The sequence below is a fragment of the Janthinobacterium sp. 35 genome, assembly GCF_002754575.1.
GTDB classification, from domain to species: domain Bacteria; phylum Pseudomonadota; class Gammaproteobacteria; order Burkholderiales; family Burkholderiaceae_D; genus Janthinobacterium; species Janthinobacterium tructae.
In genome coordinates this window covers 1,414,420-1,441,078 of the sequence record NZ_PEFN01000001.1, presented here as the reverse complement: position 1 = coordinate 1,441,078, position 26,659 = coordinate 1,414,420, and the positions used below count along the sequence as shown (strand labels likewise).

General features: G+C 60.1%; 16 protein-coding genes. 14 read left to right on the top strand and 2 right to left on the bottom strand.

What is annotated here, in order from left to right; genetic code table 11:
- Positions 1 to 39: 39 nt before the first annotated feature.
- Positions 40 to 2,886 (bottom strand): TonB-dependent receptor, encoded by a 2,847-nt coding sequence (locus tag CLU93_RS06490; RefSeq protein WP_099760454.1) that lies wholly within the window; start codon positions 2,884 to 2,886, stop codon positions 40 to 42.
- 356 nt (positions 2,887 to 3,242) lie between these two features.
- Entirely contained in the window at positions 3,243 to 5,921 is a 2,679-nt protein-coding gene (locus CLU93_RS06485; protein ID WP_099760453.1) for a TonB-dependent receptor, read from the bottom strand.
- Between the two features lie 578 nt (positions 5,922 to 6,499).
- Between CLU93_RS06485 and CLU93_RS06475 the strand changes: the two genes are divergently transcribed.
- The 14 genes from CLU93_RS06475 to typA all read left to right on the top strand — a co-directional run bounded on the left by CLU93_RS06475 (position 6,500) and on the right by typA (position 26,658).
- Complete coding sequence (locus CLU93_RS06475) at positions 6,500 to 8,332, top strand: ABC transporter substrate-binding protein (protein ID WP_257224900.1); 1,833 nt, start codon at positions 6,500 to 6,502, stop codon at positions 8,330 to 8,332.
- 28 nt (positions 8,333 to 8,360) lie between these two features.
- Positions 8,361 to 9,299 (top strand): ABC transporter permease, encoded by a 939-nt coding sequence (locus CLU93_RS06470; protein ID WP_070219240.1) that lies wholly within the window; start codon positions 8,361 to 8,363, stop codon positions 9,297 to 9,299.
- Positions 9,300 to 9,308: 9 nt separating this feature from the next.
- The gene (locus CLU93_RS06465; protein WP_099760450.1) at positions 9,309 to 10,424 is read left to right on the top strand and encodes an ABC transporter permease; all 1,116 of its coding nucleotides are present in this window, start codon (positions 9,309 to 9,311) and stop codon (positions 10,422 to 10,424) included.
- Between the two features lie 9 nt (positions 10,425 to 10,433).
- On the top strand, positions 10,434 to 12,125 hold the full coding sequence (locus tag CLU93_RS06460; protein WP_099760449.1) for an ABC transporter ATP-binding protein: 1,692 nt from the start codon (positions 10,434 to 10,436) through the stop codon (positions 12,123 to 12,125).
- Positions 12,126 to 12,152: 27 nt separating this feature from the next.
- Entirely contained in the window at positions 12,153 to 13,115 is a 963-nt protein-coding gene (locus tag CLU93_RS06455; RefSeq protein WP_071079180.1) for a VTT domain-containing protein, read from the top strand.
- Positions 13,116 to 13,464: 349 nt separating this feature from the next.
- The gene (locus tag CLU93_RS06450) at positions 13,465 to 14,484 is read left to right on the top strand and encodes a glucokinase (RefSeq protein WP_099760448.1); all 1,020 of its coding nucleotides are present in this window, start codon (positions 13,465 to 13,467) and stop codon (positions 14,482 to 14,484) included.
- A 412-nt stretch (positions 14,485 to 14,896) separates the two neighbouring features.
- Positions 14,897 to 15,691, top strand: a complete 795-nt coding sequence (scpB, locus tag CLU93_RS06445; RefSeq protein WP_099760447.1) for an SMC-Scp complex subunit ScpB — start codon at positions 14,897 to 14,899, stop codon at positions 15,689 to 15,691.
- Positions 15,684 to 17,798, top strand: coding sequence for a 23S rRNA pseudouridine(2605) synthase RluB (gene rluB / locus CLU93_RS06440; protein ID WP_099760446.1), 2,115 nt, complete (start codon positions 15,684 to 15,686; stop codon positions 17,796 to 17,798). Before scpB ends, rluB begins: the two co-directional genes overlap by 8 nt.
- 341 nt (positions 17,799 to 18,139) lie before the next feature.
- Complete coding sequence (gene rimP / locus CLU93_RS06435; protein WP_071079329.1) at positions 18,140 to 18,628, top strand: ribosome maturation factor RimP; 489 nt, start codon at positions 18,140 to 18,142, stop codon at positions 18,626 to 18,628.
- Positions 18,625 to 20,190 (top strand): transcription termination factor NusA, encoded by a 1,566-nt coding sequence (gene nusA / locus CLU93_RS06430; protein ID WP_099760445.1) that lies wholly within the window; start codon positions 18,625 to 18,627, stop codon positions 20,188 to 20,190. Before rimP ends, nusA begins: the two co-directional genes overlap by 4 nt.
- A 46-nt stretch (positions 20,191 to 20,236) precedes the next feature.
- Positions 20,237 to 23,095, top strand: a complete 2,859-nt coding sequence (gene infB, locus CLU93_RS06425; protein ID WP_099760444.1) for a translation initiation factor IF-2 — start codon at positions 20,237 to 20,239, stop codon at positions 23,093 to 23,095.
- A gap of 114 nt (positions 23,096 to 23,209) precedes the next feature.
- Positions 23,210 to 23,632 carry a 30S ribosome-binding factor RbfA gene (gene rbfA / locus CLU93_RS06420; RefSeq protein WP_034782531.1) on the top strand — a complete coding sequence of 141 codons (423 nt, stop codon included), beginning with the start codon at positions 23,210 to 23,212 and terminating at the stop codon, positions 23,630 to 23,632.
- 2 nt (positions 23,633 to 23,634) lie between these two features.
- Complete coding sequence (gene truB / locus CLU93_RS06415; RefSeq protein ID WP_099760443.1) at positions 23,635 to 24,570, top strand: tRNA pseudouridine(55) synthase TruB; 936 nt, start codon at positions 23,635 to 23,637, stop codon at positions 24,568 to 24,570.
- A 255-nt stretch (positions 24,571 to 24,825) separates the two neighbouring features.
- Positions 24,826 to 26,658: a translational GTPase TypA gene (typA, locus tag CLU93_RS06410; protein WP_099760442.1), complete on the top strand. Its 1,833-nt coding sequence runs from the start codon at positions 24,826 to 24,828 to the stop codon at positions 26,656 to 26,658.
- Position 26,659: the final 1 nt, after the last annotated feature.

Here is a 26,659-nt window from a genome sequence, read left to right as displayed (position 1 = left end):
AAGCTTTCCGGGCTTTTCAGTTTTCAGCTCACGCTGAGCTTAGAACTTGTAGGAACCGCTCAGGTAGAACTGGCGGCCCAGGGCGCTCGAGTACGATGGGTTGTAGCCCACTTGATGCGAACCCGTGTTACGCAAGGTGAACGGCGGATTGCGGTCGAACAGGTTCAGGATGCCGCCCGTGATTTCCACGTTCTTCAGCGGACGGTAAGCTGTCTGGAAGTCGAAGGTGGTGTAGCTCGGCACTTCCAGCTGGACGCCATAGCATTCGCCAGGGCTGCCGGCCACGATCACGGCGCAATCGTCAGCCGTCTGTTCCTTGTCCGTATAGCCATTGCGGTAGCTGGCGCTCAGCGTATGCGTGAACTTGGCCGTCTCATACGTGCTGGTGGCGCGGATGATGTTGCGGAAGCTGACCTTGTCGTTCGAACCGTAGCGATTCAGGCTGGTTTCCCATTGATCATTGGTGCCTGGCGTCGTGTAGCGCGAGCGCAGCAGGTAGGTACCCATCAGTCGGCTCGTCAGGCGGCCGTCCAGCAGCTTCATCTTGTGGGTGAAGTCGTAGTCGATACCGCGGTTTTCCACTTTGCCGATGTTGATAGGCAGCAGTTTGACGGCCAGTACGTCGAGGCCCGTCGAAGTAATGTGCTTGGTGGTGAACAGGTTGGCGTACTTGGCTGGATTGTTGAAGATCAAGCCTTCGGAGACCGAGGTCACCTGGTCGTTGATCTGCACGTTCCACAGGTCGAACGACATCGACAGGCTGTCGATCGGCTCGAACACGGTGCCGATGCTCCATTGCTTCGACGTTTCCGGTTTCAATTCCGGATTGCCGCCCTGGAAGGCTTCGAACTGCTGGCGTCCCACGCCGCTGCAGTAGCCGGCCAGCGGATGGCCGCCCATGCCGTTCGCTGCCGTCAATGGGCATTGGTAGTTACCGCCCGTGACGCCCCAGTCTTCCAGCGGACCGGCGATTTCCTGCATGCTGGCGGCGCGGAAGCCGGTGCCGGCGGCGGCGCGGAACATCAGGTTCTTGGTCGCCGAGTATTTGCCGCTGATTTTCCAGGTGGTGGCGTTTTCTTTCTTGCCTACCGTCTTGCCCGTCAGCTTGTCGTCGATGGCGCTGATCTGGTCATAACGCAGCGAACCGGTCACTTCCAGTTTTTTCGAAATCGGCAGCATCAGTTCGGCATAGGCACCCGCATTGTCGCGTGCGTATTCGCTGTCGACTTGCGCATTGTCAAACAGGATCTGCGCCTGTTTGGCGACGTCCGCCTGTTGCACCTTGTACGAGGTATTGCGGTAATCGGCGCCCACGCCCAGCATGGCGGTGCCGCCTGGCAGCGAGAACACGGGACGCGAAGCGCGGCCATCGACGCCTTTCATTTCCACGGTTTGCGTGTTGTAGGTGCCGCTGAAACCGGTGCCCATCAATGCCTGGCGCATGGCGTCCGGCATGGTGCCCACAGGGTAGGCGAACGGGTCGATATTGCCGGCGGCGATTTGCGCGTCGAACTTGTCGGACAGCGGGAAGCCGCTGACGTAGTCTTGTGTTTGCTTGTTTTTCGAGTACGTCACGGCCGTGTTGACATCCCAGCCGAATGCACTGCCTTCCACGCCACCGACGAGGTGGGTGGCCTTGGTGCCGTAGTCGTACACGCGGTTGCCCATTTCCGACAGGCGGTATTTGGCGACGCCGCTCACGGCATTGGCCAGTTGCGTCGGGGTCAATTGCGAGGCCAGGTACTTGCTGAACAGTGGCGAAGTCGGGGAAATGGAGAAATCGGCCGGGTAAGGCGCGATGCTGGCCTTGATGCTCGCTTCGGTGTAGGCGAAGTCATAGAAGCCCTGCCAGCCGGTCTTGCCCAGCTTGACGCTACCCGAGCTGAACAGCGAGTCGCGCTTCGATTCCGGATTGATTTCAATGGTCGACGGCGAGTCGAAATAGCAGTTGCCGTCGCCGTAGAAGTCCATATTGCCAGGCGCGCACTTGCCGCCATTGGCCATTGCATACGGATTGGCCAGGTTGACGCTGTCGACAAACGGCTTGTTCGTTTCTGGATTGATCACCACATTGCCGTTCGCATCGGTACGGTTGTAGTTGACGCTGGCATTGGCCGGCGCCGAGCGCGAGGAACCGTTGATGAATTGCAGTGCCTTGCCGGTCTTCGGATCGTTGAAATTGATGATGCCGCTTTTCGCGAAGCTGCGCTGCGAGGCTTTCAGCGACTTTTGTTCGTCATGGCTGGCCGACACGAAGATGCTGTAGCCGTCTTCATCGATGTCGCCGAAGCCCTTGCTGATCGAAATCGAGTTGCTGGCGCCGCCTTTTTCTTCAGGACGCGAATACTTGGCATTGATTTCCAGCGGCGATGTGCCTTTTTTCAGGATGAAGTTGACCACGCCGGCGATGGCGTCGGCGCCATACAGGGCCGAGGCGCCGTCCGTCAGCACTTCCACGCGCTCGATGGCGGCCAGTGGAATGGAATTGAGGTCGATGGTGGTGCCTGAATTGGATGGCGCAAGACGGCGGCCGTTCAGCAGCACCAGCGTGTAGGCTGCGCCAATATCGTGGATCGAGGCCGTGGTGACGCCACCGCCGCCGCCGCCCACCGAATCGGCAGCCACGGAGAAGCCCTGCATCGCCGGGATTTGCTGGATGAAATCGGTGACCGTGGTGACGCCCGTTTTCTTGATATCTTTTTGATTGAACGTCTGCACCGGCAGCGATGCTTCGGAAGCGATGCGCTTGATGCTAGAACCGGTGACTTCCACGCGCTGCATGGTGCCATCTGTTGTTTCTTGCGCATACGCGGCATGCATGCTCAGGGCCATGCCGCCAGCAAACATCAGGCGCAAGGAGCGCGACATTACATTTTCTATCATCATCTGAAATTCCTTGGTATTGTGATAAAGATGGCATTTATTTTGAAATAACTTGTTGTCTGCTAGCAATTTATTTGTTTATTTCAAAATCCACCAATGAAAATTCTGTAAATTTTCAGGGTCCTCATCAAAACATTCACGATTCAGATTGTCAATTTCGTGCGGACTTTTTGGATGAAATGCAACATTTTCCTGTTTTTTTTATAATCCTTCAGTAATAAAGTATCGTGAACCCTTGTCAGCCGTGCTCAGATGGGTAAAATAAAACGGCGCACATCATCGCTGACGGCGCCGCTTTTCTGTTGCTGGCACGCTGTTGCCAGCGCTGCCTGTTTTATCCATCGACCTGAAAATTCCCCTTAAAACGTATAGCTGCCGCGCAGGTAATACGCGCGCCCGATCGGATCCGTGTAGCGCGGGTCATAGCCTTTCTGGAACATCGTGCCCTGGTTTGAGAACGGCGGTTCCTTGTCCAGCAGGTTTTTCACGCCAGCCGTCAGCAACAAGCCCTTCCACGCATAACTGCCCGACACGCCAAGCAGGCTGTAGGACGGCACATCGTGCTTGTATTGATCGGCAACATTGTTCTGGTCCGTATAGCCGGACTTGAACGATTGCGACACGGTGGCACCCCAGTTGCCCATGCGCCAGTTCAGCGCCGCCGTGTGCTTCCAGCGGAAGACGGGATTGTTGTCCGCATAGCGGCCCACGTTGGCGATGAATTCGCCGCCGCGCTCGTTCTGGTAGTCATACTTGTGGGTCCAGGTGCCGTCGACCGACAGGCTGAAATCACCGTAGGCGCCACGGCCCAGGCGCGCATTCAGGCTGACGTCGATGCCGTCGGTTTTCACTTCACCGAGGTTGTCGTTCAGGTCGAGAATGGCGAAAGGCGAGCCGTCGGGATTGCGCAGGAACAAGGCCTTGTATCTCTCGTAGTTGCCATAGATCGATTGCTCTGGCAGCGAGGAAATCTTGTCTTTCAGGTGGATGTTCCAGTAATCGATGGCGACCGTGACTTCCTTGACCGGTTCGAGCACCAGGCCGAAGGCAAACGTGGTGGATTTTTCCGGTTTCAGCTTTTCATTCCCGCCTTGCAGCTTAAATTGCTGCAAGTCGCAATCGCGCAGGGGATTGGCACCGGGCTGCGGCACGCCGCCCGGGCACAGAATCGGGTCGTTGTAGGAGTCATTGGTATCGTTCTTCGACGGCGGCGCGTTCTTTTCAAACAAGGTCGGTGCGCGGAAACCCGTGCTGGCCGAACCGCGCAGCACCAGCGCGCTGTTGGCCTGGTAGCGCAGGGCCAGCTTGGGATTGGTGGTGCTGCCCACGTCGCTGTAATGGTCGAAGCGGGCCGCCAGCTGCACTTCCAGGTCCTTGATCAGCGGCAAGTTGACTTCGCCGAAGACGGCCTGGATGGTGCGCGAACCGCTTTTGGACAGCGAACCGGACAGGCCGGAACTGGTGGCCTGGCTGGCGATATCGCGGTTGACATTGAAGTCGGCTTTTTCACGCCGCAGTTCACCGCCGAGAGCGATAGCCAGCGGGCCGCCGGCCAGTTGCATCAGTTCGCGGCTGCCCTTGATGTCGAAGCCCGTGGTGGTGACCTTGGCGCTCTGTACTTCGCCGCGCAGGGCGGTGCTGTCCAGGTAAGCCTTGCCGGCCGCATCCTGTTCGCCGAAGGGATTCAGGATGCCATTGAGCACGCCAGCGGCAAAACCCGCATCCTGCACGTAGCCGCCCGTAAATTTCTCGGACGACTTGCTGATCGCATGGCTCAGGCCCGTCTTGTAGTCCCAGCCCGCCAGCTCGCCTTCGAGCGCCAGCACCAGGCGGTCCGCCTTGCCGGTGGAATCGATCTGCCGCTGGCCTGCTTCCACGGGGCGCCAGTTGACGCTTAGCGGCTGGCCCGACAACCCCGGTTGGGCCGGCACGCCGCCCGCATTGCCCGGATAGTATTTGCTGGTATTGGGCAAGATCAAGCCCGTTTGCGGTGGCGGCGCCGTGCGCGCCTTCACCTTGTTTTCCGAATGCAAGTATTCGAGCGTGGCCAGGTGGCCGCCGCCCAGCTTGAAGGCGCCCTTGCCGAAGAAGGCGACTTGTTCCTGTTCCGGCAGGTCGTCGATCTGGCGCGTGTAATCCTGGCGGCAAGTGCCACTCCCGGAGGGGATGGCCAGCGGCGGCCTGCATCCTGCGGCAGCGTAAGGATTGCCGGCCAGGCCCTTGCCGCCATCTGCGGCCGCATCAAAATAGTTGCCTGGGAAGGTGGTGCCGCTGGTACCTTTGGTCACGCTCACGCCCCGCTCGGGAAAGACGCCGGTCTGGGAAAAATCGCGGTCTTGCGAGGTCAGCACATTTTGCTTGTGGTAATCGACCACGCCGAAAATATTGTAGCCGTCCGTATCGAGCTTGCCGAAGCCCGTCGACAGGTTGATGCGGTGTTCGCCAGCCCCCTTGTGCTCGGGCGCGATGACTTCGGCGGTAATGTTGGTGACATTGATCGAGCGCTTGGTGATGAAGTTGATGACGCCGCCGATGGCGTCCGTGCCGTAGATGGCCGAGGCGCCGTCGCGCAGCACTTCGACGCGCTCCAGCGCGGCGATGGGAATGATGTTCAGGTCGACGCTGGCACCGTCATACGGATGGTTGGCGATGCGCCGGCCATTGAGCAGCACCAGGGTCTTGTCGCCGCCCAGGCCGCGCAAGTCGGCGCTGGCCTGGCCGCCCGTGGGCAAGCCGCTGGTATTGCCGCCGACGGCATTGCCGCTGCCCATGCTGGAGGAATTCGAGGGTATCTTGCTGAGCACTTCCTGGGCTGTCGTCAGGCCCTGCTTGGCAAAGTCTTCGGCCTTGAAGATGGAGAGAGGGGTGGCTGTTTCCGAAACCAGCCGCTTGATGGAGGAACCGGTGACTTCTACGCGCTGCATGCCGGTCGTTTCACCGGTTTCCTGGGCCAGTGCCGGCTGGCTGAGGATGCCGGCGGCGAGGCCGCCGGCGCAGATCAAACGGATGGAGCGGGACAAGCATATTTCTCTAATCATGTTCAAGACTCCTGATAAAGCGGTTGGCTAAAAGGGCAAGAACGGCCGCGCCGGTAAGCACGTCCGAGAATATTGAAAATGTGAAATGATTTATCTCTTTTCAATTGATTGAATGTAATGATTAACAAAACTCTTTGTCAACAGGGTGTTGTACTTTGTGTTTTTAAACAACGACGTCCATTCAGTGATCATGATTTAAAACAAAGTGTCCTCGTTTGGTGGTGTATTCCCCGCTGAAACTGTTTTTTGCTGCGTAGCGTGCGCCCCGGCACTGAATGCTGTACTGCAGCGTAGATGTCCGATCGGTTTTTGCCTTGCCGATGAAAACCGGGTGTGGTGCAATGCAGCAAAATCGGGCGGGCAGCGGGCCGGGAGTGGCGGCCCCTGCATTTCTCTTTGTCGGTGAGGGGGAAACTGCGTTATCGTTACGCGTTTTTCAGGCAGTCGAGACGGCTGCAAACAAGGCACAGATCTTGCGAGGATGGACTGGTTTTGGCGGTGGACTCCTGTATCCCAGGGGGAAGCCAGTACAGGCGCACCAATACGGTGCGACGGATAATCGAGATGAAGGGTAATACATGAAGTCACCATGGATGCGGCGCGTGGCGCTGCTCGCCTGCCTGGCCACCCTGCCGCTGGCGGCCGTTGCCGCCGATGCCGCCCCCGCTGCGGGCGCGCCGGTAAAAACCTTGCGCTATATCCTGCCGGCCGCCGAGACGGGCTTCGATCCGGCTACCGCGCGCGACCTGTATTCGAACCACATCACGCAGGCCGTCTTCGACACCCTGTACACGTATGACTACCTGGCGCGCCCCGTCAAGGTCGTGCCGGGCGCCGCCGCCGCCATGCCGGAAGTGTCGGCCGACGGCAAGACTTACACCATCCGCCTGAAAAAAGGCATCCTGTTTACGCCCGACGCCGCGTTCGGCGGCAAGCGCCGCGAACTGACGATGGCCGATTATGTGTATTCGTGGAAGCGATTGTTCGACCCGCGCCTGGCCTCGCCGCACAGCTGGCTGTTCGAAGGCAAGGTAGTGGGCCTGGACGACCTGGCCAAGGAAGCGGCCAAGTCGAACAAGCTCGATTACAACAAGAAGGTGGCCGGCCTGGAAATCCTCGACCCGTACACCCTGCGCATCACGCTGACCAAGACCGATTTCAACTTTCCCATGATCCTCGCCTACGTGCCGACGGCCGCAGTGGCGCGCGAAGTGGTGGACAAATACGGCGACGTGAAGGGCGAGGTAGGCTCGAATCCCGTCGGCACCGGCTATTACACGCTCGGTGAATGGACGCGCGGCAACCGCATCGTCCTGAACCGCAATCCGCAGCACTTGCCCGAGACATGGAATTTCATGGCCGGCGACGACCCGGACGACCAGCGCATCGTGCGCCAGATGCAGGGCAAGCGCATTCCCGCCATCGACCGCATCGAAATTTCCGTCATGATCGAAGACCAGTCGCGCTGGCTGTCGTTCCAGAGCGGTGGCACGGACGTGTTCTGGCTCGACGGCCCGCTGGCGCCGAAGGCGCTGCTCAACGGCAAGCTGCGTCCCGAGCTGGCGGAAAAGGGCGTGCAACTGTCGCGCCTGCTCGATCCCGAGATCAGCTATTACTACTGGAATATGGAAGATCCGACCCTCGGTGGCTTCAGCAAGGAAAAGATCGCCCTGCGCCGCGCCATTGCCATGGCGCACAATATCGATGAGGAAATCCGCATCATCTGGAATGGCCAGGCCAAGCGCCTCGACTATCCGATCCCACCGGGCGTGGTCGGCTACGATCCCCACTACAAATCGCTGCTGCAATACGATCCCGTGCTGGCAAACAAATTGCTGGATAAATTCGGCTACAAGAAGGGCGCCGATGGCTGGCGTACTTTGCCGGACGGCAAGCCGCTGCTGATCCGCTACGCTTCGCGCAATGAGGCCAACGGCGTGCTGCAGGCGGAAATGTGGCGCAAGACCTACAACTCGCTGGGCATCCGCATGGAAAACGACCGCATGATTTTTTCCGACATTTTAAAGACGGAAAAGCAGTGCAAGATGCAGACGCGCACGGCGCCGTGGCTGGCCGACTATCCGGACGGCGACAACTTCATGCAGCTGTTCTACGGCCCGAACACGCACCAGAACAACAACGGCTGCTACCAGGACCCCGAGTACGATAAATGGTACGCGGCCAGCCAGGCCATGCCGGCCAGCCCCGAGCGTGACGAGCTGTTCCACAAGATGGCGCGCCGCCTGGAAGTGAACGCGGGCGCCCTGATCGGCTATGCGCGCTACCGCAACATGCTGGCGCAAAAGTCGGTGCAAGGCTACAAGAAGCACCCGATCCTGTTCCAGGAATGGGCCTTCATGGATATCGACAGCACTGGCGCGCCAGCCCCAGCGGCACCGGCCAACAAATAAGCAGCGCTTATAACAACAAGGAATCATTATGTTCGCTTATATCCTGCGCCGCTTGTGGCAGATGCTGCCCACCATGCTGGGCGTCGTCCTGCTGGTGTTTATCCTGTTCAACTGGGTAGGTGGCGACCCCGCCTACATCCTGGCCGGCAAGATGTCCAGTGCCGAAAGCATCGCCAACATCCGCCGCCAGCTCGGTGTCGACCAGCCGTATTACGTGCAGCTGTGGATCTTCATCAAGCAGATCGTCACGTTTGATTTCGGCCAGAGCTGGGCCACGGGCGAATCCGTGTCGCACATCATCACCTCGCGTCTGGGGCCGTCGATGATGGTCTTGATTCCGCTGACCGTGCTGGAAACGTTTTTTGGCGTGGCGCTGGCGCTGGCCATCGCCTTCGTGCGCGGTTCGCTGACGGACCGCATGGTGATGATCGCCTGCACGGTGGGCATGTCGATTTCCATCCTCGTCTACATCATCGTCTTCCAGTACGGCTTTGCCTACAAGCTGGGCCTGTTCCCCGTGCAGGGCTGGGGTGACAGTTTCTGGGAAAACCTGCTGCGCTATTCGACCCTGCCGATTCTGATCGGCCTGGCCGTCTCGATCGCGCCGACCCTGCGCCTGTTCCGCACCTTCGTGCTGGACGAGGCCAACCAGGATTACGTGCGCACGGCGCGCGCCAAGGGTCTCAAGGAAGGCCGCATCATGTGGGTCCACGTGCTGCGCAACGCCGGCATCCCCATCATCACCTATGTGATGTCGAACTTGCCGGCCCTGCTGATCGGCGCTTTCCTGCTCGAGCGCTTTTTCGGCATCCCCGGCATCGGGCGTGAAGTGATTTTGGCGGTCGAGCGCAGCGACTTTCCGGTGATCAAGGCGATCACCGTGTACGTTGCCGCCGCCACCATGCTCTTCAACCTGCTCACCGACCTGCTGTACCAGGCGGTCGATCCTCGCGTACAACTGAAGTAGAAAGAGACGATGTCGAAACCTCATACATCGCCCGGCCTGTGGGCCCTGGCGTGGCGCCGTTTGCGCGGCGACAAGATTGCAATGGTATCGCTGGCCGTGGTCGGCGCCTTTTTCCTGCTGGTGCTGGCCTCCGCCAGCGGCCTGCTCGCCTCGAACTGGGAAGACGAAGTGGCCGTCAGCTATGCGCCGCCCACCTTCATCGGCGCCGACAAGGATGCGTCCGCGTCCGGTGATGGCGCCATTCCTCTGACGGACGAGCGCAGCGCGCCCACACCCGTCAATGTGCTCGACCCGCTGGCCGACGATATCGCCGAACTGCGCGCGCAGATGGGCAGTAATCCCTCGGCTGGCGTCGAGATGTACGGCGTCACCGACCCGCTGGCCGACGACTTGACGGCCTTGCGCGCCGGCATGGGCAAGGCCAAGAAACTCGTCACGCACAAGGCGGCAACCCTGCCGTTCGGCGCCGACAAGTGGGGCCACGACATCGTGCAGAAAACCATCAAGGGTGGCGAAACGTCGATCATCGTGGGCCTGGTGGCAGCCTTGCTGGCCGTCGTGCTGGGCACGATTTTTGGCGCCGTGTCCGGCTACTTCGGCGGCATCGTCGACGATTTCTTCAACTGGTTCTACAGCATTTTTACGTCGATTCCATCGATCCTGATGATTTTGACGGTGGCGGCCGTGCTGCAACAGAAGGGCGTGCTGACCATCGTGCTGATCCTGGGGCTGACGGGCTGGACGGGGCCATACCGTTTGATCCGCGCCGAATACATCAAGCACAAGGCGCGCGAATACGTGATGGCGGCCGACGCCATCGGCGCCTCGCACTGGCGCAAGATGTTTTCCCACATCTTCCCCAACGTCAGTCACGTGGCCTTGGTGCAAATGTCGATCCTCGTGGTGGGCTTCATCAAGGCGGAAGTGATTCTGAGTTTCCTTGGCTTTGGCGTGCCGGTGGGCACCGTCTCGTGGGGCAGCATGCTCAACGAAGCACAAAATGAACTGATCCTGGGCAAATGGTGGCAGCTGACAGCCGCCGCCACGGCGATGGCCGTACTGGTGACGGCGTTCTCGCTGTTTACCGATGCCTTGCGCGATGCGCTCGACCCCAAAGTGAAATAGGAGTTGCTCATGGACCAGAATAACCTGTTGGAAGTGCGCGACCTGCGCGTCACCTTCCGCCTGGACAAGAAGACCACGTTCGAAGCCGTCAAGGGCATCTCGTTCAACGTGCCGCGCAACAGCACCGTCGCGCTGGTGGGCGAATCGGGCAGCGGCAAGTCCGTCAGCTCCCTGGCCGTGATGGGCTTGTTGCCGCCGGATAACACCATCATAGCTCCCGCCTCGAGCATCCACTTTGGCGGGCGCGACTTGCTCAAATTGTCGATCGCCGAGCGGCGCACCATGTGCGGCAAGGATATCTCGATGATCTTCCAGGAGCCGATGTCGTCGCTGAATCCCGTGTTTACCGTCGGCTTCCAGATCGCCGAAGTGTTGCGCCAGCACATGGGCATGAACCGCAAGCAGGCGCGCGCCCGCACGCTGGAGTTGCTCGACGAAGTGGGCATACCCGATCCGGCCACCAAGATCGACGCCTACCCGAGCCAGATGTCGGGCGGCCAGCAGCAGCGCGTGATGATCGCCATGGCGATCGCCTGCGAACCGAAACTGCTGATTGCCGACGAGCCGACGACGGCGCTGGACGTGACGATCCAGAAGCAGATCATGGACTTGATCGCGGCGCTGCAAAAGAAACATCAGATGTCCGTGCTCTTCATTACCCACGACCTGGGCCTGGTGGGAGAGATCGCCGACCAGGTGATCGTCATGCGCCACGGCGAAGTGCGCGAAACGGGCGAAGTGCGGCAAGTGTTTGAAGCGCCGCAAGACAGCTACACGAAAGCCCTGCTGCATTGCCGTCCGTCGCTGGACGAGCGCCCGTGGCGCTTGCCCGTCATCGCCGACTATATGGACGGCAAGGCCGGTCCCGGCATCGACATGAAGCAGCGCACGCGCGGCTACACGCCCGGTGATGAACCGGTGCTGGTGGTGAATAACCTCAGTAAAAGCTTTTATACGCGTGTCGGCCTGTTCGGCAAGCGCGAATTCCAGGCTGTCAAGGACGTGTCGTTCACTTTGCCGCGCGGAAAAACACTGGGCGTGGTGGGCGAATCCGGTTCCGGCAAGACGACGGTGGGATTGACCTTATTGCGCCTGCACCAGGCGACGGGTGGCACGGCCATGTTCCACGGCAAGGACCTGATCGCCATGCCGAACAAGGAATATTTGCCGTACAAACGCCGCATCCAGATCATTTTCCAGAATCCATATGCGTCCTTGAACCCGCGTTTCACGGTGGGACAGATTTTGCTCGAACCGATGCGCATCCACAAGATCAGCGCGAACGACCAGGAACGCATCGCCAAGGCCTACTGGCTGCTCGACAAGGTGGGCTTGCCGGAACAGGCATTCCACCGCTATCCGCACGAGTTCTCGGGCGGGCAACGCCAGCGCATCGCGATTGCCCGCTGCCTGACCATGCAGCCGGAAATTCTGGTGTGCGACGAATCCGTCTCGGCGCTGGACGTGTCGGTGCAGGCGCAGGTACTCAATTTGCTGCAGGACTTGCAGGATGAATTTGGCCTCAGTTACATCTTCATCTCGCACGATTTGTCGGTGGTCAAATACATCGCCGACCAGGTGATGGTGATGCACAAGGGGCAGGTGGTGGAGCTGGCCGATTCGGATGAGCTGTACCGCAATCCCGTGCATCCGTACACGCGCACCCTGCTGAGCGCCATACCCAAGGGCGTGCAATTGTAGGGGGCTTTTTACGGTAAGATAGCGGCCATGCCCAACCTCATTTACCTGCTCGAACATTACGGTGTCCTGATTGTCTTTGGCATCGTGCTGGTGGAGCAACTCGGCTTGCCGATTCCCGCCTTTCCCATCCTCGTGGTGGCGGGGGCGCTGGCCGTCGATGGCGACATGAATGGGGGGCTGGTGCTGGCCGCCGCGCTCGGTGCTTGCCTGATCAGCGACTTCACGTGGTTCCGCGCGGGCCGCCATTTTGGCAAGCGCATCCTGCGGCTGTTGTGCCGTATCTCGCTGTCGCCCGATTACTGCGTCAGCCAGACGGAAGACAAATTCAAGCGCTGGGGCCCGAAAGCCCTGATCGTTTCCAAGTTCGTGCCGGGTTTCAATACCGTGGCCGCGCCCATGTCGGGCGCGCTGGGTACGCCGCCGGGCCTGTTCTTCCTGTACGCGGGCCTGGGCGCCTTGCTGTGGAGCGGCACGGGCATCGTCGTCGGCGTGATTTTCCATGCCAGCGTGCAGCAGGTGCTCGACTTGCTCAGCACCATGGGCAGCACGGCCTTGCTGATGCTGGCCACCTTGCTGGGCTTGTTCCTGCTGTATAAATTTCTCGAGCGCCGGCGTTTCCGCCAAGCCTTGCAGATCGAGCGCATCGGTATCGATGAATTGCTCGAACTCATAGAGCAGGGCGAAGAGCCGCTGATGGTCGACGCGCGCAGCGCCACGGCGCAAGCGCTGGAACCGGCCGTGCCGGGCGCCTTGTTCTTCAATGGCAAGGAACCCGTGCCCGCCATGATCGCCATGGACAAGGACCGCCACATCATCGTGTATTGCAGTTGTCCCAACGACGTGACGGCCGCGCAAGTGGCCAAGCTGTTGCACCAGCACGGCTTTCACCGGGCTAAGCCCCTGCATGGCGGCCTCGATGCGTGGAATGCCGCCTACCGCTCGGACCAGCCGGCGCCTGCCAGCCTGCTGGGCGAAGGCATGCCCTCCTGAGCCGTAAAAACCGGTAGTAATAATACGAAAACGCCTTTTCCAAGCGACCAGGACGGCAGCGCCAGGCCTGCGCCGTCCCGTACAAAGCGGCTTTGCGCAAACTCCGGCATACTTTGCTTGCAAGGCGATTCCTGCTGCTATGCAGCATGCTTTTCGCGCGCTTGCCGTGTGCAAGTACTTACTATAAAGCGTTGTTCTTGAGTAATTTTGGCCCTGCCTGTTGCATTTGGAGTGGAACTACCAATAAAGGCTGGTTTTGATGTACTTAAACTACAAACTTTGCTTGCCTCCGGGCGCATTCATCCTTTAAGCTTGGCGTCCCATGCGTCCCACTTCATCATTTAAAATCATGAGCGCTTCGTCTTCTCCCGTACTGCCGACTTCCGCCTTTGCCGATGGACCGCGCCTGCTGGCCGACGTGGGCGGCACCAATGCCCGTTTCGCCCTGGAAGTGGCCGCTGGCCACATCACCCTGGTCGAAGTGCTGCCCTGTGCCGATTACCCGAGCCTGTCCGCCGCGCTGCAAGCCTATCTGGCCCTGCCGCACATCGCGGCCGCCGGCGGGCAAGCCGTGCGCCATGCCGTGATCGCCATCGCCAACCCGGTCGACGGCGATTTCCTCAGCATGACGAATCACCACTGGTCGTTCTCGATCCGCGCCATGCGCGAAGAGTGCGGTTTCACGACCCTGGACGTGGTCAACGATTTCACGGCCCTCGCGCGTTCCTTGCCGCAGTTGTCGAACGAGCAAAAGCACCAGGTGGGCGCGGGCACGGCCCGTCCGAACACGGCCATCGGCCTGATCGGCGCCGGCACGGGCCTGGGCGTGTCGGGCCTGATTCCTTCGCACGGCGGCTGGATCGCCCTGCAAAGCGAAGGCGGCCACGTCAGCTTCGCACCGTTCAATGAAGTGGAAGTGAGCATCCTGCAATTTGCCTGGCGCGAATACGAGCACGTCTCGGCCGAGCGCCTGATTTCCGGCGATGGCCTGGAACTGATCTACCGCGCCCTGGCCGACCGCGCGGGCGTGCCGGCGGAAGCCTTGCCGGCGGCGGAAATCACGCGCCGCGCGCTGGCTGGCGAATCCCAGCTGTGCGACGACGTCATCGAGGCGTTCTGCTGCATGCTGGGCACGGTGGCGGGCAACGTCGCCGTCACCCTGGGCGCGCTCGGCGGTATTTATATCGGCGGCGGCATCGTGCCACGCCTGGGGGCGCGTTTCGACCGCTCCGGCTTCCGCGCCCGCTTCGAGCGCAAGGGCCGCTTCGCCAATTATGTGTCGCAAGTGCCGACCTTCGTCATCACGGCGCAGTACCCGGCTTTCCTGGGTGCATCGGCCATTCTCTCGGAGAAACTCGCCTCCCTGTGATGCGGGCAGTGGGTGATGTGTCGCGCCAGGACCGGGTAAAACGCGTGTTTTGCCCGGTTTTGCGCTTTTCCGCTTTTTATCAGGTACAATTGGCATCGTTGGATGAAACGACGACTGTCGCTCTCCTGTCTGGCTGAATCTTCGCCACGGGAAAAGCAGCTGCTCCGGAGATCGTTTCATTGCTGGTTACTTAGTGAAGGTTAATTAAGGCCAGCACCATGGATGGCAGGACTTTCACTGCATCCGCTTTAATCCCGCTTTGCGCGCATCGGCCAAGGCGTCGGAAAAACAGCCTCAACTTGTAACCCAGCACGGCGTCATCATCGATGTCTGCCATCTGTTACGTTGAAATGAACGTTTTTGATTTCTTTCTCTGCCTACGAATTGCAATACACATCCGCACAGAATTGCTATGAATACAATTGAGGCTAAAAAAGTCCTCGAAACCGCGTTGCTGTGCGCTCGTGAATCGCTGACGATCCACAGCCTGAAAAAGCTGTTCGTCGATGCGGACGAGAACGGTCGCGTGCGTGGCGTCGGCGTCGGCGCCGACACGATCAAGCAATTGCTGGAAGAATTGCGGCAGGAGTGGGAAGGGCGCGGCATCGAGATCGTCAGTCTGGCTTCGGGCTGGCGCTTTCAAAGCCGCCCGGAAATGAAGATGTATCTGGATCGCATGACGCCCGAGCGGCCGCCCAAGTATTCGCGGGCGACCCTGGAAACCCTGGCCATCATCGCCTACCGCCAGCCGGTGACGCGCGGCGATATCGAGGAAATCCGTGGCGTTGCCGTCAATTCGCAGACGATCAAGATGCTGGAAGACCGTGGCTGGGTTGATGCCATCGGTTACCGCGACGTGGTGGGACGGCCGGCCTTGCTGGCCACCACCAAGCAGTTTTTGGATGACCTGGGTTTGCATTCGCTGTCCCAGCTGCCGCCTTTGCAGCAAATCAGTGACATGCAGGGCAATGGGCTCGAAGCCCTGGAAGCGGCCCTGCAAGAAAATTTTGACAAGGCAAGCAATGAGCTTGTCCCCCAGCTTGGTGCAGGTAACAATACGGCTGTGACAGATGTAGATGTGACAGCAAGCCTTGATGCCGGCCCCGATGCTTCGCCCACGGACGAAGCCTACACTCACGACCCTGCGCCAGAACTAACGGTTGACGCTGCGCCAGGTCAGCACAGCCAAGAAACGAAGAATGAATAATCCGAACACACCCGAGACAGTAATCGCCAGCGACGAAGCCATCGTTGCCAAGCCCAAGCGCCGCACCAAGGCCCAGATCGAAGCCGACGCGGTTGCTGCAACCGCTGCTGCTGCCGCCGGCGATGCCGTCGCTGCCAAGCCGAAGCGCCGCACCAAAGCCGACGTGGCCGCCGACGCGCCCGTCACTGCCGCTGCTGCAGGCGATTCTGCCGCAGAAGCTGCACCAGCCGTCAAGAAAACCCGCGCCAAGCCGGCCCTGAAGGCCGTCGCCGACGCTGCGGAAGCCGCTGCCGAAGCAGTTGCTGCCCCGGCGCCGCGTCCGCCGCGCGCCCGCGCCGCCGCCAAGGCCGCTGCCGCCGAGGCGGAAGCCGCGCCGGAAGTCGTCGCTGACAAGCCGGCCGAAGCACGTCCGACCCGTGGTCCGCGCCAGATGCGTGGCGTGCAGGCGGAACGCGCACTGCGCCAGCCGCCGCGCGCCGAAGCGCCGCAGGCAGCCGAAGCCGTTGCAGCAGCGCCTGCCGCCGAGCAGGCCGCCGCGCCTGTCGCCGATGTGTTCGATGCCGAAGGCAACCTCGTGTCCGGTCCGCGCCTGCCGCGCGGTCCGCGCAACGATGTGCCGGGCGCCGGCAAGAATGCCGGCAAGAGCCGTAAAAAGGGCAAGGGCCGCCAGGCTGTGCCCGGTAAACTCAGTGACGCTGATGCGGTCTTCTCGTTCGTCACCTCCGACGCGTTCGACAGCGAAGAAGGCGGCACGGGCCGCGTGCAGAAAGTGGCCGTGCGCCGCGACCTGACGTCCGACGACGACGCGCCGAAGCTGCACAAGGTGCTGGCCGAAGCCGGTCTCGGTTCGCGCCGCGACATGGAAGACTTGATCATGTCGGGCCGCGTGTCCGTGAATGGCGAGCCAGCCCATATCGGCCAGCGCATCCTGCCGAGCGACCACGTGCGCATCAATGGCAAGTTGATCCAGCGCCGCGTCAGCAAGAAGCCGCCACGAGTGCTGGTGTACCACAAGCCGGCCGGCGAAATCGTCAGCCACAACGACCCGGACGGCCGTCCATCCGTGTTTGACCGCCTGCCGACCATGAAAGCCGGCAAATGGCTGGCCGTTGGCCGCCTCGACTTCAACACGGAAGGCTTGCTGCTGTTTACCACTTCCGGCGACCTGGCCAACCGCCTGATGCACCCGCGCTACGGCATCGACCGCGAGTACGCCGTGCGTACCCTGGGCGAGCTGGAAGAGGGCATGCGCCAGAAGCTGCTGGCCGGCGTCGAGCTGGAAGACGGCCTGGCGCAATTTTCGAAGATCGCCGATGGCGGCGGCGAAGGCATCAACAAGTGGTACCGCGTGGTGATCGGCGAAGGCCGTAACCGCGAAGTGCGCCGCATGTTCGAAGCGATCGGCCTGACCGTTTCGCGCCTGATCCGTACCCGCTACGGCGCCATGACCCTGCCGAGCGGCCTGAAACGCGGCCGTTGGGAAGAGATGGAAGAAAATACCGTGCGCGATCTGTTGACCGCTTACGGTATTGAAAAGAAAATGCCGGCATCGGGCGACCCCCGTGCCGCTGGCGCCGCCAAGGGCCGCGAAGCGCGCAAGGTCGAACGCAAGGACCGCGATGACGAGCCGAATGGCAACCGCATAGATGTCAGCAACCGCAACGCCGATCCATTCCCGGTCGCACCGCGCCGTGGCCAGCCGCAAGGCCAGTTTGCCCGTCCGCAAGGCCAGGGTCGCCCAGGTGGCGCCGGCCGTCCAGGCGAAGCGCGTGGTCCTGGCCGTGGCCAGCCGCAAGGTCCGTTCCAGGGCGGTCAGCCGCGTTCGTCGGCATCGTTCGACGGTGCGCAAGGCCAAGGCCAGGGCCAGGGTCGTGCGCCGCGTGCGGCAGGCCAGGGACAGGGACGTCCGGCCGGTGCTGAAGGCCGCGCGCCGCAGCGCGCTCCGCGCCAGCCCGATCCGCTGCAAACGGCCTTCGGCTTTGCCAACACGGGTCCGCGCCGTAATGCGGGCGGTGCAGGTGGGCAAGCGCGTTCAGCTGGTCAGCCGCGTGGCGGCATGGACCGTGGCGGCATGGATGGCATGCCGCGCCGTCGCAGCAAAGGTTAAATCAGGGGATTTCTTCTTGCGCGCCCGCTAATCTGCTGCGGGTGCGCGCTCTTGTAACTGTTGTAAGCCGGGCCTCTCCTTGTGCGCGGCATTGCGGCGAAGTTAATAAGAGGTTATAATCTGCAGCCTAATAAAAGTTCTCCGCAGGGTTGTTTGGCGGGGAGTGCTTATCTGGTTGGGGAAATACAGGAAGATGGGCAGATGCCCATTTTTTTTTTGTTGAACCGTTTGTCATGGCTCCGCAAGGGGCCATATATGACTTGAATGCGTGTTTTTGCATGTTGTCGGCGCTCAATGCGGTGCTGTCATGCCGAAAACGGGCCTTATTTCTGGAGAATTTCTTGCAGCAGTTGGGATTAATTGAAAAGACAGTTACAGGTCTGGGCTATGAGCTCGTTGATGTCGAACGTGCCGAGCGCGGAATGCTGCGCGTCTTTATTGATTTCAGCGCCGCCGATGCCGCTGAAAAAGGTCCGATCACGGTCGAAGACTGTGCCACGGTGAGTCACCAGTTATCGCATGTGTTGACGGTAGAGAACGTTCCTTACGAGCGTCTCGAGATTTCTTCCCCGGGTCTGGATCGTCCGGTGCGCAAGCTGGAAGACTTTGTCCGTTTCGCAGGCCAGGAAATCATCGTCAAGCTGAATGTGGCGATGCCGGGTACGAACAACCGGAAATCGTTCCAGGGGATCTTGCAAGAACCCGTGGGCGATAAATTGTCGTTGGAATTTGAAGGTAAGGATGGTCCGGCGATGTTGGAGTTTACGCTCGCGGATGTGGATAAGGCACGCTTGGTGCCGCAGGTGGTTTTTAAGGGACGCAAAGCATGAGCCGCGAAGTTTTATTATTGGTTGACGCGCTGGCGCGCGAAAAAAACGTCGATAAAGATGTCGTCTTCGGCGCCCTCGAATTCGCGTTGGCGCAAGCCACGAAGAAACGGTATGAGGGTGAGGTAGACATCCGCGTTTCGATCGACCGCGAAACGGGCGAATTCGAATCGTTCCGCCGCTGGCACGTGGTGCCTGATGAAGCGGGCCTGCAATTGCCGGATCAGGAGATCCTGCATTTCGAAGCAAAAGAACAGATTTCCGATATCGAAGTCGATGACCACATCGAAGAGCCGATCGAATCCGTTGAATTCGGCCGCCGTTTCGCCCAGGATACCAAGCAGGTCGTCCTGCAGCGCGTGCGTGACGCCGAACGTGAACAGATCCTGGTCGACTTCCTGGAACGCGGCGATTCGCTCGTCACCGGCACCATCAAGCGCATGGAACGCGGCGACGCCATCGTCGAATCGGGCAAGATCGAAGCGCGTCTGCCACGCGACCAGATGATCCCGAAAGAAAATCTGCGTATCGGCGACCGTGTGCGTGCTTTCATCTTGCGCATCGACCGCAATATGCGCGGCCCGCAAGTGATCCTGTCGCGCACCGCGCCAGAATTCATCATGAAGCTGTTCGAACTGGAAGTGCCGGAAATCGAGCAAGGCATGCTGGAAATTAAATCCGCAGCCCGCGATGCCGGCGTGCGCGCCAAGATCGCCGTCTACACGGCCGACAAGCGCATCGACCCGATCGGTACCTGCGTCGGCATGCGCGGTTCGCGCGTGCAGGCTGTGACCGGCGAGCTCGGTGGCGAACGTGTCGACATCGTGCTGTGGTCGGAAGATCCGGCGCAGTTCGTCATCGGCGCCCTGGCGCCGGCGAACGTGTCGTCGATCATGGTCGATGAAGAAAAACACGCGATGGATGTCGTCGTGGACGAAGAAAACCTGGCAATCGCGATCGGCCGTTCCGGCCAGAACGTGCGCCTGGCCTCGGACCTGACCGGCTGGAAGATCAACATCATGACGGCCGAAGAATCGGCTGACAAAGCTGCCCAGGAAACGGCTGCCGTGCGCATCCTGTTCATGGAAAAGCTCGATGTCGACCAGGAAGTGGCCGATATTCTGGTAGAAGAAGGTTTCGCCAGTCTGGAAGAAATCGCTTACGTGCCAATTTCCGAAATGCTGGAAATCGAATCGTTTGACGAAGATACCGTCAATGAACTCCGTACCCGTGCGCGTGATGCGCTCGTGACCGAAGCGATTGCTTCGGAAGAGGGGCTGGAAGGCATGGACGAGGCGTTGGTGGGTCTGGAAGACATGGACCGCATTACCGCCGGCAAGCTGGGTCTGGCTGGTATCAAGACCGTTGAAGCATTTGCAGCACTGGCATACGACGAATTTGGCGCAATCCTGGCCTTGTCTGCGGACCGTGCGCGTGAACTGATTACAAGTGAATTTAAAGATGTGACCGACGATGAGATGAAGTTGGTTGACTCGAAATATGACGATCGTGCCAAGGCGTTGCAAGCCAGGGCATGGAGTCTGGCCGAATCCGCAAAGGCTTAATTTGAGTATCTTTATCATCTCCGCGACACATAGAAAAGAGGACTGAATGGCGAGTAACAACGTAGCCCAATTTGCCACCGAACTGAAGATGCCTGCAGATTTGCTGCTGACGCAGCTGCGTTCTGCCGGCGTCGAGAAAAGTTCGACGTCAGATCCATTGTCGAAAGATGATAAGGACAAGCTTTTGGATCATCTGCGCCGCACACACGGCGCAGCGGCTGACACAGAAAAGAAAAAAATCACCGTGACCCGCAAGGAAACGACTGAAATCAAGCAAGCTGACGCCACCGGCAAGTCGCGCACGATCCAGGTGGAAGTGCGCAAGAAACGCACTTTCGTCCAGCGTGACGAAGCTGCGCCGGTCGCAGCAGAACCGGTCGCGCCTGCCGCACCGGTGATCGATCCCGCCGACGTGGCGCGCCGTGAAGAAGATGCCCGTAAACAGGCTGAACTGATCGCCCGCCAGGAAGCTGATCTGCGCGAAAAGCAAGAACGTCTGGCCAAGCTCGACGCGGAAAAAGAAGCCCAGGCGAAAGCCACACAACAGGCTGAATTGGCTGCGAAGAAAGAAGCTGACGCGGAAGCGAAGAAAGCGGCTGCCAAGGCTGCTGCTGCGCCTGTTGCCAGCGCCGCTGCGCCTGTCGTTGACGACGCCGCTGCCGAAGCGAAAAAAGCTGCTGCCGCTGAAGAAGCGAAGAAGAAAGCTGCCGCCGCTGCTGTTGCCGCCAAGGAAGCCGCTGACAAAGCGGAAGCCACGGACCGTGCACGCAAGGCTGTTGCCGACGAAGTTGCCCAGATCAAGGCCATGATGAACGCGCCACGCCGCGCCATCAAGGCACCGGAACCCGTACCGGTTCCGGTCAAGCCGAAGGCGCCGGAAGGCACCCTGCACAAGCCTGCTGACAAGAAACCTGGCGACAAGCCGGGCGACAAGAAGCCTGCTGTTGCAGACAAGAAATCCATCAAGTCGGCGAATGTGTCGTCCACCTGGTCCGATGACGCGAAAAAACGCGGCACCACCGGTGGTCCGAAGCCACGCGGCAATAGCGGCCCAGGCGGCCGTGACAGCTGGCGCGGTGGCGCGAAGGGCCGTCGCCCGACGCACCATGACGACCGTGAATCGAACTTCCAGGCGCCTACGGAAGCCGTCGTCAAAGACGTGCACGTACCGGAAACGATCACCGTGGCCGAATTGGCACACAAAATGTCCGTCAAGGCATCCGAAGTCATCAAGCATTTGATGAAATTGGGCCAGATGTGCACGATCAACCAGGTGCTGGACCAGGAAACCGCCATGATTCTGGTGGAAGAAATGGGCCACAAGGCGTTCGCCGCCGAGCAGGATGATCCGGAAGCGTTGCTGGCCGATGTGGGCGAACACGCGCACTTCGAGTCGAAGCCGCGCGCACCGGTGGTTACCGTCATGGGTCACGTCGACCACGGCAAGACCTCGCTGCTCGATTACATCCGTCGCGCCAAGGTTGCCTCCGGCGAAGCGGGCGGCATTACGCAGCATATCGGCGCTTACCACGTCAATACGCCACGCGGCATGATCACCTTCCTCGACACCCCGGGCCACGAAGCGTTTACCGCCATGCGTGCCCGTGGCGCCAAGGCAACCGACATCGTGATTCTGGTGGTTGCCGCCGACGATGGCGTGATGCCGCAAACGAAAGAAGCGATTGCCCATGCGAAAGCAGCCGGCGTACCGCTGGTGGTGGCGATCAATAAAGTCGACAAACCGGGTGGCAACGTGGACCGCGTGACGCAGGAACTGGTCGCCGAGCAAGTCGTGCCGGAAGAATACGGTGGCGAATCGCCATTCGTGCCGGTGTCGGCCAAAACGGGCCAAGGTATCGACGATCTGCTGGAACAAGTGCTGTTGCAAGCCGAAGTGCTGGAACTGACGGCACCGGTCGATGCGCCTGCGCGCGGCCTGGTTGTCGAGGCGCGTCTGGACAAGGGCCGTGGTCCTGTTGCGACGATCCTGGTGCAGTCCGGTACATTGAAACGCGGCGACGTGATTCTGGCTGGCTCTTCGTATGGCCGTGTTCGCGCCATGCTGGACGAGAACGGCAAGTCCATCGCTGAAGCCGGTCCTTCGATTCCGGTCGAAATCCAGGGCTTGACGGAAGTGCCGGTTGCCGGTGAAGAAGTCGTCGTCATGGCGGACGAGCGCAAGGCGCGTGAAATCGGTCTGTTCCGTCAAGGTAAGTTCCGCGACGTGAAACTGGCCAAGCAGCAAGCTGCGAAACTGGAAAACATGTTCGACCAGATGGCCGAAGGCGAAGTGAAAAACTTGCCACTGATCATCAAAACCGACGTGCAAGGTTCGCAAGAAGCGCTGGTTGGTTCGTTGCAGAAACTGTCGACCTCCGAAGTGCGCGTACAAGTTGTTCACGCGGCAGTCGGCGGCATCACGGAATCGGACGTCAACCTGGCAGTCGCCTCGAAAGCGGTCATCATCGGCTTCAACGCCCGTGCTGATGCCCAGGCACGCAAGCTGGCCGAGTCGAATGGCGTGGACATTCGCTACTACAACATCATTTACGATGCGATCGACGAGATCCGTTCGGCGTTGTCGGGCATGTTGGCACCAGAGAAACGCGAAACCGTCATCGGCCAGGTCGAGATCCGCCAGGTTATCCTGGTCTCGAAAGTGGGCGCGATTGCCGGTTGCCTGGTCACCGATGGCGTGGTCAAGCGTGCTTCTTCCGTCCGCCTGTTGCGCAACAACATCGTGGTGTGGAGCGGCGAGATCGACTCCCTGAAACGCTTCAAGGACGATGCGAAAGAAGTTCGCGCCGGTCTGGAGTGCGGCCTGTCGCTGCGCAACTACAACGACATTCAGGTTGGCGACACCCTGGAAGTGTTCGAAGTCCAGGAAATCGCTCGTACCCTGTAATCACAGCAGTATTGGCGCGGACATAGTGATGTCCGCGCAAACACGTGGGGCGCATTGGTCAACGGGCAACCGTTTGACTCATGCGCCCTGCGGCACTTAGGACAGCATAAAATCATGGCTAAACATAGCAAAACCATGCCAGCGCGCGGCTTGCGCGTGGCCGACCAGATCCAGCGCGATCTGGCTGAAATCGTCGCCTACGAATTGAAAGACCCGCGCGTGGGCACGATGATCACCATCACCGAAGTGCAGATCACGCCCGATTACGCGCATGCCAAGGTGTTTTTCACGATGTTGAAAGACAGCAAGGAAGCCATCAAGAACACCACCGAAGGCTTGATGGCCGCGTCTGGCTTCATCCGTGGCTTGCTGGGCAAGCGCCTGCACATCCATACCTTGCCGATGCTGCATTTCGTGCACGACAGCTCGACGTCGCGCGGCATGGAAATGTCCTTGCTGATCGATAAGGCCAACGCCACGCGCGCGGCCGACGCCGAGCCGGACGAAAAGCCTGCAGACAAAGCGGACGAGCAATAACAGTGGCAGGTCCGAAGAAACCACCGGGCATCAAGCGGGTGCGCGACCTGGTCGACGGCGTCTTGCTGCTCGATAAGCCCGTGGGCTGGTCCAGCAACGATGCCCTGATCAAGGCCAAGCGCGTGCTGAATGCGAAAAAAGCGGGCCATACGGGCACGCTGGATCCGTTCGCCACGGGCTTGCTGCCGCTGTGCTTTGGCGAGGCCACGAAGTTCTCGCAGGACTTGCTGGAAGCCGATAAAACCTACGAAACCCTGGTGCATCTGGGGCAGACGACGGATACGGGCGATACCGAGGGCGAGGTGCTGGAAACGCGCGACGTCAACGTCACCGAAGAACAGATCGAAGCCGTGCTGGCGCAGTTTCGCGGGCCGATTTTGCAGACGCCGCCCATGTACTCGGCCTTGAAACGCGACGGCAAGCCCTTATATGAGTATGCAAGGGCCGGCATCACCCTGGAGCGCGAAGCGCGCCCGGTGACCATCCACAAGCTCGAGTTCCTCGGCTATGAAGCCCCGTTCCTGAAATTGTCCGTGATGTGCAGCAAGGGCACGTATATCCGCGTGCTGGGCGAAGACATCGGCCATGCCCTCGGTTGTGGCGGTCATTTGAACGCCTTGCGCCGCACGCAGGTGGGCAGCCTGACGTTGGATGGCGTCGTCACCCTGGACGAGCTGACGGCGCATGCCGCGCCGCTGAGCTTGCTTGCGCCCGTCGATGCATTATTGTCGAGTTTCTCCGCCGTCCAGCTGACCGAAGAATTGGCCAAGCGTTTCCTGCATGGCCAGCGCATCGCACTGGGCAAGGAAGAGGTCGCCGTACCAGCCGAACCGGGCAGGGTGCGCGTGTATCACGACAGCAAGCTGCTGGGCACGGGCCAGTTGCAGGAATACAGCATCCTGGCGCCGGAGCGTCTCATTGCCACGGCACATCAATAAAAGCTGGGGTCAGACCCCCCTCGACCGTTGGCGCAAGCCTCTGAGTTGGCGGTATTGAGGGTCTGACCCCGGCATACATTCGTTAAACAGTGTCGCTTTTTTAAACAAATCGTCCCCGACTGCGGGAGCCGCCAGCATTTTTAGATAGCGTTGCAACGCAACATGCTATACTACGCGGTTCCGGAAATAGATTAGCATTCGGGTATCTCGTACACCTTGTACGCACTCCGCAGTTTTTCAGTAACTACTACGACCATGTCAAATACAAAACGCGCAATTCGTAATATCGCCATTATCGCCCACGTTGACCACGGCAAAACCACGCTGGTGGATCAGCTGCTGCGCCAATCCGGCACCTTCCGTGAAAACCAAGCGGTCGACACCCGAGTCATGGACTCGAACGACCTGGAAAAGGAGCGCGGCATTACGATTCTGTCGAAGAACTGCGCTGTTGAGTACGAAGGCACCCACATCAACATCGTCGACACCCCAGGCCACGCCGACTTCGGCGGCGAAGTGGAACGTGTTCTGTCGATGGTCGACTCGGTTCTGCTGCTGATCGATGCACAAGAAGGCCCGATGCCGCAAACCCGTTTCGTCACGCGCAAAGCGCTGGCACTGGGTCTGAAGCCTATCGTCATCGTCAACAAGATCGACCGTCCAGGCGCACGTCCGGACTGGGCCATCAACCAGACGTTCGAACTGTTCGACAAACTGGGCGCTACCGACGAGCAACTGGATTTCCCTATCATTTACGCTTCGGGCCTGAACGGCTATGCCGGCCTGACCGAAGACGTACGCAGCGGCGACATGAAGCCGATGTTCGATGCGATCCTGCAACACGTGCCTGTCCGTGATGACAATCCGGAAGGCCCGCTGCAGATGCAAATCACCTCGCTCGACTACTCGTCGTACGTCGGCAAGATCGGCATTGGCCGCGTCAACCGCGGTACCGTCAAGGTCGGCCAGGACGTGCTGGTCATCAACGGTCCAGGCGCCACGCCGATCAAAGGCCGCATCAACCAGGTGTTGAATTTCAAGGGCCTGGAGCGCGTGCTGGTAGACGAAGCTGTCGCCGGCGACATCTGCCTGATCAACGGTATCGACGAAATCGGCATCGGTTCGACCCTGTGCGCAGTCGATACCCCAGAAGCGCTGCCGATGCTGACCGTCGACGAGCCAACCTTGACCATGAACTTCATGGTCAACAACTCGCCACTGGCTGGCCGCGAAGGCAAGTTCGTGACCTCGCGTCAATTGCGTGACCGTCTGGACCGCGAACTGAAAGCCAACGTTGCTCTGCGCGTAGCGCCGACCGACGACGACACGATCTTTGAAGTATCGGGCCGTGGTGAATTGCACCTGACGATTCTGCTGGAAAACATGCGTCGCGAAGGCTTCGAGCTGGCCGTATCGCGTCCGCGCGTGGTCTACAAAATGGTCGATGGCGTGCGCCACGAGCCGTTTGAAAACCTGTCGGTCGACGTGGAAGAAGTCAACCAGGGCGGCGTCATGGAAGAGCTGGGCCGTCGTCGTGGCGACCTGCAAAACATGGAATCGGATGGCAAGGGCCGCGTGCGTCTTGAGTATCTGATCCCGGCACGTGGCCTGATCGGCTTCCAGGGCGAATTCATGACCCTGACCCGCGGCACCGGCTTGATGAGCCACGTATTCAACGAATACGCGCCAGTCGACAACACCCGTGGCGAAATGGCTGGCCGTCGTAACGGCGTGCTGATCTCGCAAGATGACGGCGCCGCTGTTGCCTACGCCCTGTGGAAACTGCAAGATCGCGGCCGCATGTTCGTGGTCCACAACGATCCAGTGTACGAAGGCATGATCATCGGTATTCACTCGCGTGACAACGATCTGGTCGTCAACCCGATCAAGGGCAAGCAGCTGACCAACGTGCGTTCGTCGGGTACCGATGAAGCAGTGCGCCTGGTACCACCAGTGCAAATGTCGCTGGAATACGCGGTGGAATTCATCGCCGACGACGAACTGGTGGAAATCACGCCTAAATCGATCCGTCTGCGCAAGCGCTTCCTGAAAGAAAACGAGCGTAAGCGCGCCGGCCGCGACGCGTAAT